The following is a 12,854-nucleotide window of genomic DNA, read 5'->3' as shown; positions in this document are numbered from 1 at the left end:
TTCCAGCTTATCAGATCCGGCTCGGTGCCTTTTCCGACGTCCTGGCTGGCCAGGGCCGCTTTCTGCTTTCGACGACCGTCACTCTAGCGCATTTCCGGACCAGGTCCGAACCATGCCGATTCCGGAAGGAAATTAGCTTGGCTGAAGAATCCGTAAGTGTGATGGTCGCACCGGGTGGATTCGAGCCGGCCCTTCGGCTGCCTCTTCCGTCCCCCGGTCCAGGCGACTCGGTCCACCTTAGGTCAGCCGAGCGGCCCCGTCAAACATGTGGGGGCCAGATCTGTCCAGATCTGGCCCCCACAGGGCGTTTCACCAGGTGAGGCCTGGTGTGCTTTCAAGCCGGCCGAAGCCGGCCGGCGGTCTGGCGCGGCTTCAGGCGCTGATCAGCTCCACCGCCGCGAGGTTCCGCTTGCCGCGACGCAGCACCAGCCAGCGGCCGTGCAGCAGGTCGTCCTCGGAGGGGACGGCCTCCTCGTCCGCGACCTTGGCGTTGTTCAGGTAGGCGCCGCCCTCCTTGAGGGTGCGGCGGGCCGCCGAGCGGCTGGGGGCCAGGCCGACCGCGACCAGCAGGTCGGCGATCGGGACCAGCTCGCTGACCTCGGCCCGCGGGACCTCGGCCAGCGCGGCGGCCAGCGTCGCGGCCTCCAGTTCGGCCAACTCGCCCTGCCCGAAGAGCGCCTTCGAGGCGGCCACCGCACGCTCGTACTGCTCGGCGCCGTGCACCAGGGTGGTGAGCTCCTCGGCGAGCGCACGCTGGGCGAGGCGCAGGTGGGGGCGCTCACCGGTCTCCCGCTCCAGTTCCTCGATCTCCTCCCGCGAGCGGAACGAGAAGATCCGCAGGAAGTTGGAGACGTCTCGGTCGTCCGAGTTCAGCCAGAACTGGTAGAAGGCGTAGGGCGTGGTCAGTTCGGCGTCGAGCCAGATGGTGCCCGACTCGGTCTTGCCGAACTTGGTGCCGTCGGCCTTGGTGATCAGCGGGGTGGCCAGGGCGTGCACCGACTTGCCCTCGGCCTTGCGGACCAGGTCGGTGCCGGCCGTGAGGTTGCCCCACTGGTCGCTGCCACCGGTCTGGAGGGTGCAGCCGTAGCGGCGGTTCAGCTCCAGGAAGTCCATGCCCTGGAGGATCTGGTAGCTGAACTCGGTGTAGCTGATGCCCGCGTCGGAGTTGAGGCGGCGGGCCACCGCCTCCTTGGCGATCATGTTGTTGACCCGGAAGTACTTGCCGATGTCGCGCAGCAGGCCGATCGCGGACAGGCCCGAGGTCCAATCCAGGTTGTTGACCAGGCGGGCCGCGTGGTCGCCGTCGAAGTCGAGGAACTTCTCGATCTGGCTCCGCAACCGCTGCACCCAGCCGGCCACCGTCTCCGGGTCGTTCAGCACCCGCTCGGCGGTCGGCTTGGGGTCGCCGATCAGACCCGTGGCGCCGCCGACCAGGCCCAGCGGCAGGTGGCCCGCCTGCTGGATCCGGCGCATCGTGAGCAGCTGCACCAGGTTGCCGAGGTGCAGGCTCGGTGCGGTCGGGTCGAAGCCGCAATAGAAGGTGACCGGGCCGTCCGCGAACGCCTTGCGCAATGCGTCCTCGTCGGTGGAGAGGGCGATCAGCCCGCGCCACTTCAGCTCGTCGACGATGTCCGTCACGGTCACGGTTCTCCTTGGTCGGGTCGGGGTCGCGCGGTGGCGGTCCGACGGGATCCGGTGCAGTACAGCGTGTCCGAGACTACGCGTTCCGCGCCAACCCGTTTCACGCGGACGGGGCGCGGCCGGGCGTCCGGCGGCGCGGCGTGTGGGCGCGGTACGGGCTGACGGTCGGGTCGCCGTCGATCCAGAACCGCCACGGGACGTCGACGGCGGTGGCGATCCCGGTGCGCGGGCCGGTGCGGATCAGCCGGGCCGGCGGCGGATTGCCCGCGAAGAGGCGGAAGACCGGGCCGTCGATCACGTCCTCACCGTCCTGCGCGCGGTCGACGCCGAGGGCGACGGCGAGCCGGGCCGGGCCCTGGGCGAGGTCCTGGTCCCGGCGGGTGGTGCTGCGCCGCTTGCGGGCCGGCTCCACTCCCCCGATCACCTCGCCGGCCCGCAACAGCACTGCGCCGGGGTGGAGTTCGGGCCCGCAGACCAGGTTCACGCAGAAGTGCATGCCGTAGGTGAAGTACACGTAGGCGTGCCCGGGCGGTCCGAACATCACCGCGTTGCGGGCGGTTCGACCCCGGTAGGCGTGCGAGGCCGGGTCGTCGGGGCCGGTGTAGGCCTCGACCTCGGTGAGGCGCAGGTCGACGGTGCCGGCCGGCAGGGTGCAGCGCAGGGTGCGGCCGAGCAGGTCGGGCGCCACCTCGGGGGACGGGCGGTCGAAGAAGGAGCGCGGCAGCGGGGTGCCGGGATCGGTAGCCACGGAGCCGAGCCTAGGGCGCGCCGCCGACCACTCCGACGATTGCTCCGACCGGGCGAAGCCTGCCGGAAATTCCGTTGTCCGGGGCAGACCCCGGCGGTCACAGTGGTCGGGTCCGCCGAGCGGGCGGCGACGGGCTGGGGAGGTGCTCCGAAGTGCGCAACACGTTGGTGCTCAATGCGAGTTACGAGCCGCTGTCGACGGTGTCGCTGCAGCGTGCCGTGGTGCTGGTGCTGCAGGAGAAGGCAGTGGTCGAGCAGGCCCATCCACTGCGCATGGTGCGGGCGACCGGTCTGTCGGTGCCGGTGCCGCGGGTGATCAGACTGCGGCAGTACGTCAGGGTGCCGTTCCGACAACGGGCGCCGTGGTCGCGGCGGGGCGTGCTGGTGCGGGATCAGCACCGGTGCGCGTACTGCGACCGGCGGGCGACCACGGTGGACCACTTGGTGCCGCGTTCCCGGGGTGGCGCGGACAGCTGGCTGAACACCGTGGCGGCCTGCGCCGAGGACAACCAGCGCAAGGCGGACCGCACTCCTGAGCAGGCCGGGATGGTGTTGCTGCGGCGGCCGTTCGAGCCGACGCCGCAGGCCGCGTTGATGCTGGCGCTGGGCCTGCGGGCCGGCGACGCCGCGGAGTTGGCGCAATGGCTGCCGGCTCGGCCGGCAGTGGCCTGAGGCGCGCCACCGGAAGGGCGGCGGCGCGATGGCGACCGGGCTCGGGCGCGGCCGGGCCGCGGGCAGCCCGGCCGCGCCGGTGGGCCGGTCAGCCCTTGGCCGCCTGGAAGGCCGTGGCGATGCCGAAGTTGCTGGAGTGCTCGGGTATCACGACCACCCGGTCGCTGCCGATCAGCACGCGCCCGGAGGTGAGCAGCGAGCCGGTCGCCGGCGGGAAGTTCCCGCCGACCGTTTCCTGACCGCCGTTCAGGGCGAACCGGCTGAGGTGCGCGGGCTGTTCGACGCGCTCCTCGGTGGCCAGCACCAGGGTGCCGTTGTCCAGCCCGACCGCGCGCACGTTGCCCTTCTCGCTGACCGCGGTGTGCCAGGCCTCCTTGCCGCTGGCCAGGTCGTAGGCGACGACGCTGGTCTTGCCGTCCGTGCCGGTGCTGGTGGCGACGGCGAGGTGGTCCTGGAAGAAGACCGCGGGCGTCGGGTCGAAGGTACCGGTGGTGGCGTTCAGCCGACCGGTGTTGGAGGCCAGCGGGACGGTGGCGGTCGGGTTGCCGTCCTGACCGTAGGAGATCAGCTTGTCGTCGGTGGGCTGGTCGCCGGTGGTGAGCACGGCGGCGGGCTCGGCGGAGAGCACGGTGACGGTCTTGGGCTGCCCGTCCAGGCCGTGCGACCAGAGCGTCTTGCCGTCGGCCGCGCCCACCGCCACCATCTGGTCACCGGGGTTGCTGTCGGCGCAACTGCTGTGCACCAGCACGGTGTTGCCGTTGGCGCTGCCGGAGAGGGTGCAGTACTTGCCCTGTCCGGCGTACTGCCAGAGGTCGTGGCCGTCGCCGGCGGCCCAGGCGGAGACCTTGTCGTCGCCGACTGCGATCACCTTGTCGTCGAAGACGGCGACGTGCGCGGCGTACGGGTTGGTGGTGTTGGAGAGCTGCTTGGTCCAGGCGGCCTTGCCGGTCTTGGTGTCGACGGCGGCCAGCAGGGTGCAGGGGCTCTTGGGGTCGGCGCCGGTGCGGAAGAGCACGCCGCCGAGACCGGACGAGTTGACGGTGGGTGAGAGGCCGCAAGGGACGGCGCCCTGGGCTGGGGCGTCCAGCGACCAGCTGGCCTTGCCGCTGGCGGCGTCGTAGGCGTGCACGCCGGTGCTGTCGGCGCGGACCAGGGCGTTGGCGAGCAGCCAGCTGCCGACCAGGGTGTCGTCGCTGCCCTGCTGGGGGGCGCCGGCCGGCTGGGCGGTCCAGATCTTGTTGTGGGCGACGGCGAAGCCGGTGTCGCTGCTGGGCGGCGGGGCCGCCGGGGTGTGGTGGCCGCTGCCGCCGCTCATGACCACCACGCCGGCGGTGACCAGCACGCCGAGGGCCAGCACGCCGGCCCCCGCCCGGATCACCAGGGTGCGGCGGTCCGAGCCGCCGTCCTTGGCGAGCAGGCCGCCCAGCGCGGCCTTGGCCCGGTCGGCCGCGGAGCCGGTGCCGCCGTTGGGGGCGCGGCGGGAGCGACCGGGGGCCGCGGGCTCGGTCTCCGGCGTGGTGCCGGCGGTCTCGGGGCCCTCTTCGCCGTCGAGGTCGGCGGGAGGTGCGGTGGGAGACTCGGCAGGAACGTCCGGGACCTGGGGTATCGACTCGGTGATCGCCGCGTAGATTTCCGGCGGATAGGCGCTCTCGGTCTGCTGGTACGACTGCTGCTCCGGGTAGAGCGCCTGCTCCGGGTAGGACTGCTGCTCGGCGTAGACCTCCGGGTGGGGCTGCTGCTCCGCGTAGAGCGCCTGCTCCGGATGGGACTGCTCCGGCTGGCCGGTCCACTGCCAGGGCTGCTGCTCGGTACCGTCCCCGGCCGGATAGGCCTGCTGTTGGGGCTCGCTGGGGTACCACGAGTGCTGGTAGTCGTACCCGTCCTGACTCATGAGTTCCCGTTCATCCGACTGCGTACTGCCGCCGCCAGCATCTCACGGCGACCGGCGCGGCCGGTCAGGCCCTCTCGAACGCCTGGTCGATCAGGGCGGCGAGCTGGAAGTCCAGGCCGGTCAGGCCACCGGCACTGTGCGTGGAGAGCACGAAGGTGAGGGTGCGCCAGCGGATGTCGATGTCCGGGTGGTGGTTGAGCCGCTCGGCTGCGTCGGCGACCGCGTTCACCACCCGGATCGCGGACGGGAAGTCTTCGGCGTCGGCGGTCCTGGTGATCGAGTCGCCGCTGCGCCGCCAGTGGGGCAGTGCGGCCAGTGCTGCGGTGATCTCGTCCTCGGTGAGGAGGGTGCTGCTGCCCATCAGGTCGCTCCCGGTCCGCTGGGTCGCTGGGCTGCCGGTCGGCAATGCCTTCGCGCCGAGCATAGGGGACGGGGAGCGCGACCTGATGGAGCATCAGGCGGTGCCGTTCGACCCGTCAGTCGATCAGCAGTTTGATCACGGCGGCGAGCCCGACCAGCACGATCAGCGTGCGCAGGGTGATGGGCGGCAGTCGGCGGCCGACCTTGGCTCCGATCAGCCCGCCGATCGTGGAACCGGCCGCGATCAGCAGGGCCGCCAGCCAGTCCAGGTGCGTGGTGAACATGAAGAACACCGCCGCGACGGCGTTGACGATCATCGCCAGCACGTTCTTGACCGCGTTCATCCGCTGCAGGTCGTCGCGGAGCAGCATGCCCATCAGGGCCAGCATCAGCACGCCCTGGGCCGCGCCGAAGTAGCCGCCGTAGATACCGCAGCAGAAGATGCCGAGGATCAGCCCCAGGCTGCCGTCGGGGTGGGCGGTGTCGCCGCCGCGGGCCGCGACCGCACGGGCCACCCGGGGCTGGATCACCACCAGCACCAGGGCCAGCAGGATCAGCACCGGCACGATCGCGTTGAACGCGGAGCCGGGCAACCGGGTGAGCAGCAGCGCCCCGAGCAGCCCGCCCAGCAGCGAGGCCAGTCCGAGCCTCAGCAACCGCCGGCGCTGTCCGACCAGCTCCCGCCGGTAGCCGATCGCACCGCTGACCGACCCGGGCACCAGCCCCAGCGTGTTGGAGACGTTGGCGGTGACCGGGGGCAAGCCGATCGCCAGCAGCACCGGGAACGTGATCAGCGTTCCCGATCCCACGATGACATTGATGGTGCCGGCACCCGCCCCGGCTGCGAATACCGCAAGCCCTTGCCAAGGAGTCATGGACTCGTCCCTACTGTTCGCGTGTCCGCCCCCCGAACGGGGTGGCGGCGCTCGCGATCATTCCTGACCGGGTACCGCGGTGCCCAGTCGATTTCAGGATGAGAGACGAATCGTCACATCACACGAAATGACTCGATTCACTCGGGGTCGATCTGCGGGTACTCCCGCGTCGGGTTGACCCGCGGCCGGGTGGCGCCGGAGTCGTCGGTGTCCAGCGGGCGCGGCCCGTTGGCCGAGCCCACCGGGCGCGGCACCGAGCCGTCCGCCGCCGGCTGCTTGGTCAGGTCGGGGCCGACCGTCGGCGCGGCGCCCGGCCCCGCACCCTGCCCGGTGAGGCCGCCGAACGCACCGCCCAGGCCCTTGAGCGCGTCGCCCACCTCGCTGGGGATGATCCACAGCTTGTTGGCGTCGCCCTTGGCCAGCTCGGGCAGGGTCTGCAGGTACTGGTAGGCGAGCAGCTTCTGGTCGGCGTCGCCCTCGTGGATGGCCTCGAAGACGGTGCGGATCGCGGCGGCCTCACCGTCGGCGCGCAGCACGGCGGCCTGCGCCTCACCCTCGGCGCTGAGCACCGCGGCCTGCTTCTCACCCTCGGCGCGCAGGATCGCCGCCTGCCGGGCGCCCTCGGCGGTGAGCACGGCGGCGCGCTTGTCCCGCTCGGCGCGCATCTGCTTCTCCATCGAGTCCTGGATGGAGGTCGGCGGCTCGATCGCCTTCAGCTCGACCCGGTTGACCCGGATGCCCCAGCGGCCGGTGGCCTCGTCGAGCACCCCGCGCAGCCCGGCGTTGATCACCTCGCGGGAGGTCAGGGTGGACTCCAGGTCCATCGAGCCGATGATGTTGCGCAGCGTGGTGACGGTGAGCTGCTCGATCGCCTGGATGAAGCTGGCCACCTCGTAGGTCGCGGCCCGAGCGTCGGTCACCTGGTAGTAGATGACGGTGTCGATGTTGACCACCAGGTTGTCCTGGGTGATCACCGGCTGCGGCGGGAACGGCACGACCTGCTCGCGCAGGTCGATCCGGTTGCGGATGGTGTCCACGAACGGCACCACGATGTTCAGCCCGGCGTTCAGGGTGCGGGTGTAGCGGCCGAACCGCTCCACGATCGCAGCACTGCCCTGCGGGATCACCTGGATCGTCCGGATCAGTGCGATGAGGGCCAGCACCACCAGGACGATCAGCACGATGAGGACGGGTTCCACGGTGTCTCCCCTGGACAACTCGGACGACTGGCCACGACTCGCACGACCGGCCGGTCTGGCGACCGGCTAGTCGACCAGGGCGGTCGCGCCCTGGATTTCGATCACATCCACTTGCTGGCCCACTTCGTAGACCCGGTCGGGGTGCAGCGCCCGGGCTGACCAGATCTCGCCGTTGAGCTTGATCCGGCCGTCCAGTCCGTCCACTCGTTCCTGCACCACGGCCCTCGCCCCCACCAGCGCGTCGATCCCCATCCGGACCCCCGGGCCCTTCAGGAGCCGCCGGTAGGCGACCGGGCGGAGCAGCGCCAGCATGGCGACCGAGACCACCAGGAAGGTGAGGAACTGCCAGACCACACCCGCCCCGAGGCCGGCCACCGCAGCGGCGGCGCCCGCCCCGACCGCGAACAGACCGAACTCCGGCAGTGCCGTCACCGCCAGCGGCACTCCGAGCAGCACGGCGACCAGCAGCCACCACAGCCAGCTGTCCACATGCCCATCCTAGGGAGGAAACAACATCCGGTGTGGGCCCTTCCCGCAGGTGGATGGCCCAAAACCGGTCAGCTGCGGAGGGCTTGACCGGCCGTGGGGCGAACGGGTGGTCAGCCGGGGCCGAGCGGATCGTCAGATCGAGTCGAAAAGGAGGGTGGTCAGCCGAGTGGCAGGCCCTGGGCCGCCCAGCGGTCGCCGTGACGCTCCAGGGTGAGCGGCAGGCCGAAGCAGAGCGACAGGTTGCGGGCCGTCAGCTCGGTGTCGATCGGGCCGGCGGCGAGCACCTTGCCCTGGCGCAGCATCAGCACGTGGGTGAAGCCGGGGGCGATCTCCTCGACGTGGTGGGTCACCATCGCCATGGCGGGCGCCTGCGAGTCCTGGGCGAGCGCCCCGAGGCGGCGCACCAGGTCCTCGCGGCCGCCGAGGTCCAGGCCGGCGGCCGGCTCGTCGAGCAGCAGCAGCTCGGGGTCGGTCATCAGGGCGCGGGCGATCAGGGTGCGCTTGCGCTCGCCCTCGGAGAGGGTGCCGAACGTGCGCTGCTCGTAGCCGCCCATGCCGAGCCGGTCGAGCAGCAGCAGCGCCCGCGACTCGTCCAGCGCCTCGTACTCCTCCTGCCAGGTGGCGGTCATGCCGTAGGCGGCGGTGAGGACGGTCTGCAGCACGGTCTGCTCGCGCGGGATCCGGTCCAGCAGCGAGATGCCGGCCAGGCCGATCCGCTGGCGCAGCTCGAAGACGTCCACCGAGCCGAGCTTCTCGCCGAGCACCGCGACGGTGCCGCTGGTGGGGTGCAGATAGCTGCTGGCGACCTGGAGCAGGGTCGTCTTGCCGGCGCCGTTCGGACCCAGGATCACCCAGCGCTCGCCCTCGGCCACCGACCAGGAGACTTGGCTGATCAGTGCGCGGCCATCCCTGACCACGGAAACGTCAACCAGCTCCAGCACGTCGCTCATGCCTCTGCCTTCCCCAACTTCGGATGCCACTCGTGTCGACAAGTCGGTGCGGGCGGGCAGCCTACTCCGCCCGTCGGATAGGCGGGGAGGGAGCGCAACAGCGGGCACGGTGGCACGGCTGCTCGCACAGCACAGCCCAAACCTACGCCACGCAGCCGGCCGCCTTGTCCGTAGGCTGGCGGGATGCCGCTGACTCCTGCCACCGCTGACTACTTCGCCGAGCCGCGTTCCGCCCGGTTGACCGCCTGGGGCAACTCGCTGCTGGTCGGCCACACCCCTCCCGACCAGGTCGTGGAGGAGGTGGTGGGAAGTGACGAACGGCACCGGGTGGTCGGCCTGCCGGGCGACGCCGAGGGCGAGCAACACGCCCTGAGCTGGGCGATCGGGCGGCTGCGGGTGCTCGGGGTGAAAGGGCTGCGGCTGGCGCTGCCCTCCGAGGGGCACCCGCTGGGGCTGACCGGTCCGGCGGAGTTCAACCTCGCCGCCATGACGGCCGGCGAGGCGGTGCTCGCGGTCGGCCTGCCGGTCGGGTTCGTTCCCGAGATCGACGCCTACGGGCCACCAGGTGACCAGTCGGTGACAGTGCTGTGGCGGTGCTGGGAGGTGCGGGACGCGCCGCCGGCCGACGTGCCCTCGCTGCACGAGGCCGAGCGCGAACTGGTCGACGGGCTGCGCGAGGCCACCGAGCTGCTCGCCCGGCTGGACGTGGCCGGCGCCGGGCCGGAGGCGCTGCGGGCGCTGGAGCAGTACCGCAGACGCGGGCACAGCAAGCTGCTGGCACCCGGCTACCCGCCGCGGGCGGTGCGGGTGCTGGAGTCGGCGCGCCAGGTCTCGGCGCTGCTGGCGATCGCGGCGGACGGCCACGGCGCCGCGGTGAGTGCCGGGGAGATGGCCGCGCGCACCGCCGTGCTGGCTCCCCTGCGTCGCACCGCCCGCCGCGCCCAGGTGGCCGCATACAACGCGCTGGTGGACGAGCGGCCGGAGTGACCGGGGCGGGGCCCGCCTCGGGAGGGGCCTCCAGGAGGCCGCCGCGGGGGGCCGCTCAGGAGACCACCGGTAGGGAGCGCTCAAGAGGCCACCCGGGGACGGACCCCGGAGGTCGCCTGAGAACGGACCCCAGGAGGCCGCCTCGGGAGGGACCCCAGGAGGCCGCCTCGGGAGGGACCCCAGGAGACCACCCCGGGAGGGACCCCAGGAGACCACCTCGAACGGGACCGCTCGACGGGCCGGCTCGGGGGCCGCTCAGGAGGTCGCCTCGTCGGCGCCGTGGCGGACCGCCCAGAGGGCGGCCTGGGTGCGGTCGGCGAGGTCCAGCTTCATCAGGATGTTGGAGACGTGGGTCTTGACCGTCTTCTCGGAGAGGGTCAGGGCCCGGGCGATCTCCCGGTTGGAGCGGCCGTCGGCGATGTGGCCGAGCACCTCGCGCTCCCGCTCCGTCAGGGTGCCGCCCCGGCCGTGCGCGGGGCGCGGTGAGTCGTCGGCGAGCAGGGTGGCGGCCAACTCGGGCTGGAGCAGGACGTGGCCGGCGTGGACCGAGCGGATCGCGCCGGCCAGCGCCTCCGGGTCGACGTCCTTGTAGACGTAGCCGGCGGCGCCCGCCCGCAGCGCCGGGACCACCGTGCGGTGCTCGGTGAAGCTGGTGACGATCAGCACCCGGGCCGGGTTGCCCTCCTCCTTGAGTCGCCGCAGCGCCTCGATGCCGTCCATGCCGGGCATCTTGACGTCCATCAGCACGACGTGCGGGGTCAGCTCCCGGGCCTTGGCGACGCCCTCGGCGCCGTCGGCGGCCTCGCCGACCACCACGATGTCGTCCTGCACCTCCAGGAAGGTGCGCAGCCCCCGGCGGACCACCTGGTGGTCGTCGACCAGCAGCACCCGGATCCGGTCCGACGTCTGCTCAGGCACCGGGCACCTCCAGCTCGATGACGGTCCCCCGGCCGGGCGCCGAGGTGAGGGTGAGAGTGCCGCCGACGGTCTGCGCCCGGTCCCGCATCGACACCAGGCCCAGGTGGCGGCCGGCCCGGCGGACCGACTCGGGGTCAAACCCCTGGCCGTCGTCGCTGATGGTGAGTCTGGCGCCGCGGGTCCTGGTGCCGCGCAGGGTCACCTGGACCTTGCGGGCGCGGGAGTGGCGCAGCGCGTTGTGCAGCGCCTCCTGGGCGATCCGCAGCACGGCGGCCTCCTGGGCGGGCGGCAGGGTGCGCACCCCGCCGTCCTCGTCGAAGGCGACGGCGGCGCTGTGCGCCCGGTCGAGCACCTGCACCTGGGAGGCCAGGGTGGCGACCAGGCCGTCCTCGTCGAGCGCGGCGGGACGCAGTTCGACCACCACGGTGCGCAGTTCGTCGGCGGCCTCGGCGGCGAGCCGGGCCACCTCCTGGAGTTCGACGCGGGCCCGCACCGGGTCGCGGTCGACCAGGGTGGCGGCGGCCTTCGCGGTCAGGCGGAGGCTGAACAGCTTCTGCGACACGGCGTCGTGCAGGTCGTGCGCGATCCGGGCGCGCTCGCCGGCCAGGGTGAGTTCGCGGCTGCGCTCGTAGAGCCGTGCGTTGCCCAGGGCGATGGAGGCGTGGGCGGCGAGGATGCCCAGCAGCCGCTCGTCCTGGTCGGTGAAGCCGCCCTCCTTGTTGGCCAGGAAGATGGCGCCGAGGATCTCCTCACCGTCCAGGATCGGCATCCCGAGGAAGTCCATGAGCTCGGGGTGCGCCTGCGGCCAGCCCTCGAACGCGGGGGCGCGGCGGACGTCGGCGAGCCGGGTGGGGGTGAACTCGTGGAGCATGGTGGCGAGCACGCCGTGCTGCCGGGGCAGCGGGCCGATCGCCTTCCACTGCTCGTCACTGACCCCGTCGACCACGAACTGGGCGAAGCCGCCGTGGTCGTCGGGCACCCCGAGCGCGGCGTACTCGGCGCCGAGCAGGCTGCGCGCCGACGCGGTGATCCGGCGCAGCACCTCGCGCACCTCAAGGTGCCCGCTCATCGCCAGCACCGCCTCGCTCACCGCCTCCAGGTCGCCCAGCGCGGCCCCGTCGATCGTCCCCATGCGGCCAAAGGTAGCGCGCCGGGATCGACCCGCGGCTCCGGCTGCGGACCGGCCGGGCTTACACCTCGGGGCCTAGGGCGGCGGTGGGAGGTGTGGGGTGTGTGGGGTGTATGGGGTGCATGAGGTGCGTGGAGTGGGGGGCGGTGGGGACGTGGGTGTGGTGGTGGGGACATAGGTGTGGTGGTGGGGCACCGCCGCAGGGCCCGGGGGGCGGGCGAGTGCCGGGGCGGGCGGCGAGGGGGTCAGAGGGTGGTGGGCAGAACGGTGGCGCAACGGTGACGGCGGGGGCCGGGGCTGGGGCCGGGGCCGTTCAGGCATCCACCGCCGTGGATGCGGCGCTGGTGGCGGGCGTCGGGTCGGTTTGGGCGTTGATCGCGTCGCGGACCGTGGTGATGAAGTGGCGGGTCTGCGTCTCGATCCGCAGGTTGCCCTGGGCGTGACCCAGGGTCAGCGCGTGGTGCGCGGTGGCCAGGGCGGCGCGGTGCCGGCCGAGGGCGTGCAGCGCCTCGGCCCGGGTAAGGGTGGCGCTGATCAGCTTGGGGTTGTCCGGGTGCGCGGTGAACAGGCGCACGGCCTCGGTGGCGTGGGCCAGCGCGGCAGTCGGCCGGCCGGCGATCACCAGGGCGTTGGCGAGGTTGTTCAGCATCTGCGCGAGCAGCAGCGGGGCGGCCATGGAACGGGCCTCGGCCACGATCGCGGTCATCAGCGGGATGGCGCGTTCGTGCTCGCCGCACCGGACCAACGCGTTGGCCAGCAGCATCCGGCACTGGTGCTGCAGTTGCGGATCACCGAGCTCGTCCGCGAGGACGGCGGCCCGCTCCAGCAGGGCGGTCGCGGTGGCGAACTCGCCGTGCTCGATCCGGACCACGGCCAGGTCGACATGGCTGCGGACCAGCGCGGCCGGGTCGCCGCACGCCTGGGCGGTGCGCAGACCGGCCTCGGCGGTGATCCGCCACTCGCGACGGCTGACGAGGCCGGCAACCCGGTGGCCGG

Annotated in this window: 13 protein-coding genes; 2 read left to right on the top strand and 11 right to left on the bottom strand. The window is 72.3% G+C overall.

Features of this window, described 5'->3' with window-relative positions:
- Nucleotides 1-372: 372 nt before the first annotated feature.
- Nucleotides 373-1,638 carry a tyrosine--tRNA ligase gene (gene tyrS / locus LN042_RS36010; protein ID WP_230055679.1) on the bottom strand — a complete coding sequence of 422 codons (1,266 nt, stop codon included), beginning with the start codon at nucleotides 1,636-1,638 and terminating at the stop codon, nucleotides 373-375.
- Between the two features lie 103 nt (nucleotides 1,639-1,741).
- The gene (locus LN042_RS36005; protein WP_230055678.1) at nucleotides 1,742-2,389 is read right to left on the bottom strand and encodes a DNA-3-methyladenine glycosylase; all 648 of its coding nucleotides are present in this window, start codon (nucleotides 2,387-2,389) and stop codon (nucleotides 1,742-1,744) included.
- Nucleotides 2,390-2,541: 152 nt separating this feature from the next.
- On the opposite strand from LN042_RS36005, the gene LN042_RS36000 reads away from it, so the two are divergent.
- Nucleotides 2,542-3,060 (top strand): HNH endonuclease, encoded by a 519-nt coding sequence (locus LN042_RS36000; protein ID WP_230055677.1) that lies wholly within the window; start codon nucleotides 2,542-2,544, stop codon nucleotides 3,058-3,060.
- Between the two features lie 88 nt (nucleotides 3,061-3,148).
- On the opposite strand, the gene LN042_RS35995 is transcribed toward LN042_RS36000, so the two are convergent.
- From LN042_RS35995 to LN042_RS35970, 6 genes are all read right to left on the bottom strand, one after another.
- On the bottom strand, nucleotides 3,149-4,951 hold the full coding sequence (locus LN042_RS35995) for an outer membrane protein assembly factor BamB family protein (RefSeq protein ID WP_230055676.1): 1,803 nt from the start codon (nucleotides 4,949-4,951) through the stop codon (nucleotides 3,149-3,151).
- Nucleotides 4,952-5,015: 64 nt separating this feature from the next.
- On the bottom strand, nucleotides 5,016-5,312 hold the full coding sequence (locus tag LN042_RS35990) for a 4a-hydroxytetrahydrobiopterin dehydratase (protein WP_230055675.1): 297 nt from the start codon (nucleotides 5,310-5,312) through the stop codon (nucleotides 5,016-5,018).
- A 115-nt stretch (nucleotides 5,313-5,427) separates the two neighbouring features.
- A complete protein-coding gene (locus LN042_RS35985; protein WP_230055674.1) occupies nucleotides 5,428-6,186 on the bottom strand; it encodes a sulfite exporter TauE/SafE family protein in 759 nt (252 codons plus the stop codon).
- A 137-nt stretch (nucleotides 6,187-6,323) separates the two neighbouring features.
- Nucleotides 6,324-7,385, bottom strand: coding sequence for an SPFH domain-containing protein (locus LN042_RS35980; RefSeq protein WP_230055673.1), 1,062 nt, complete (start codon nucleotides 7,383-7,385; stop codon nucleotides 6,324-6,326).
- A 66-nt stretch (nucleotides 7,386-7,451) separates the two neighbouring features.
- Nucleotides 7,452-7,874, bottom strand: coding sequence for an NfeD family protein (locus LN042_RS35975; RefSeq protein WP_230055672.1), 423 nt, complete (start codon nucleotides 7,872-7,874; stop codon nucleotides 7,452-7,454).
- A gap of 158 nt (nucleotides 7,875-8,032) precedes the next feature.
- Nucleotides 8,033-8,824: an ABC transporter ATP-binding protein gene (locus LN042_RS35970; protein ID WP_230055671.1), complete on the bottom strand. Its 792-nt coding sequence runs from the start codon at nucleotides 8,822-8,824 to the stop codon at nucleotides 8,033-8,035.
- A gap of 183 nt (nucleotides 8,825-9,007) precedes the next feature.
- Here LN042_RS35970 and LN042_RS35965 point away from each other — a divergent pair, with 183 nt between their 5' ends.
- Nucleotides 9,008-9,811, top strand: coding sequence for an Rv1486c family protein (locus LN042_RS35965; protein WP_230055670.1), 804 nt, complete (start codon nucleotides 9,008-9,010; stop codon nucleotides 9,809-9,811).
- A 255-nt stretch (nucleotides 9,812-10,066) separates the two neighbouring features.
- On the opposite strand, the gene LN042_RS35960 is transcribed toward LN042_RS35965, so the two are convergent.
- The 3 genes from LN042_RS35960 to LN042_RS35950 all read right to left on the bottom strand — a co-directional run.
- Nucleotides 10,067-10,729 (bottom strand): response regulator, encoded by a 663-nt coding sequence (locus tag LN042_RS35960; protein WP_230055669.1) that lies wholly within the window; start codon nucleotides 10,727-10,729, stop codon nucleotides 10,067-10,069.
- Complete coding sequence (locus tag LN042_RS35955) at nucleotides 10,722-11,861, bottom strand: GAF domain-containing sensor histidine kinase (protein ID WP_230055668.1); 1,140 nt, start codon at nucleotides 11,859-11,861, stop codon at nucleotides 10,722-10,724. Before LN042_RS35955 ends, LN042_RS35960 begins: the two co-directional genes overlap by 8 nt.
- Nucleotides 11,862-12,171: 310 nt before the next feature.
- On the bottom strand, nucleotides 12,172-12,854 hold a 683-nt coding region (locus tag LN042_RS35950), incomplete at its 5' end, for a tetratricopeptide repeat protein (protein WP_230055667.1).

The organism is Kitasatospora humi (genome assembly GCF_020907985.1).
GTDB lineage: Bacteria > Actinomycetota > Actinomycetes > Streptomycetales > Streptomycetaceae > Kitasatospora > Kitasatospora humi.
This window is presented reverse-complemented; position numbering and strand designations above follow the sequence as displayed.

Coding starts and splice junctions, on each gene's coding strand:
- LN042_RS35970 (WP_230055671.1), bottom strand. CDS start 8,824: ATGAGCGACGTGCTGGAGCTGGTTGACGTTTCCGTGGTCAGGGATGGC.
- LN042_RS35955 (WP_230055668.1), bottom strand. CDS start 11,861: ATGGGGACGATCGACGGGGCCGCGCTGGGCGACCTGGAGGCGGTGAGC.
- LN042_RS35985 (WP_230055674.1), bottom strand. CDS start 6,186: ATGACTCCTTGGCAAGGGCTTGCGGTATTCGCAGCCGGGGCGGGTGCC.
- LN042_RS35965 (WP_230055670.1), top strand. CDS start 9,008: ATGCCGCTGACTCCTGCCACCGCTGACTACTTCGCCGAGCCGCGTTCC.
- LN042_RS35995 (WP_230055676.1), bottom strand. CDS start 4,951: ATGAGTCAGGACGGGTACGACTACCAGCACTCGTGGTACCCCAGCGAG.
- LN042_RS35990 (WP_230055675.1), bottom strand. CDS start 5,312: ATGGGCAGCAGCACCCTCCTCACCGAGGACGAGATCACCGCAGCACTG.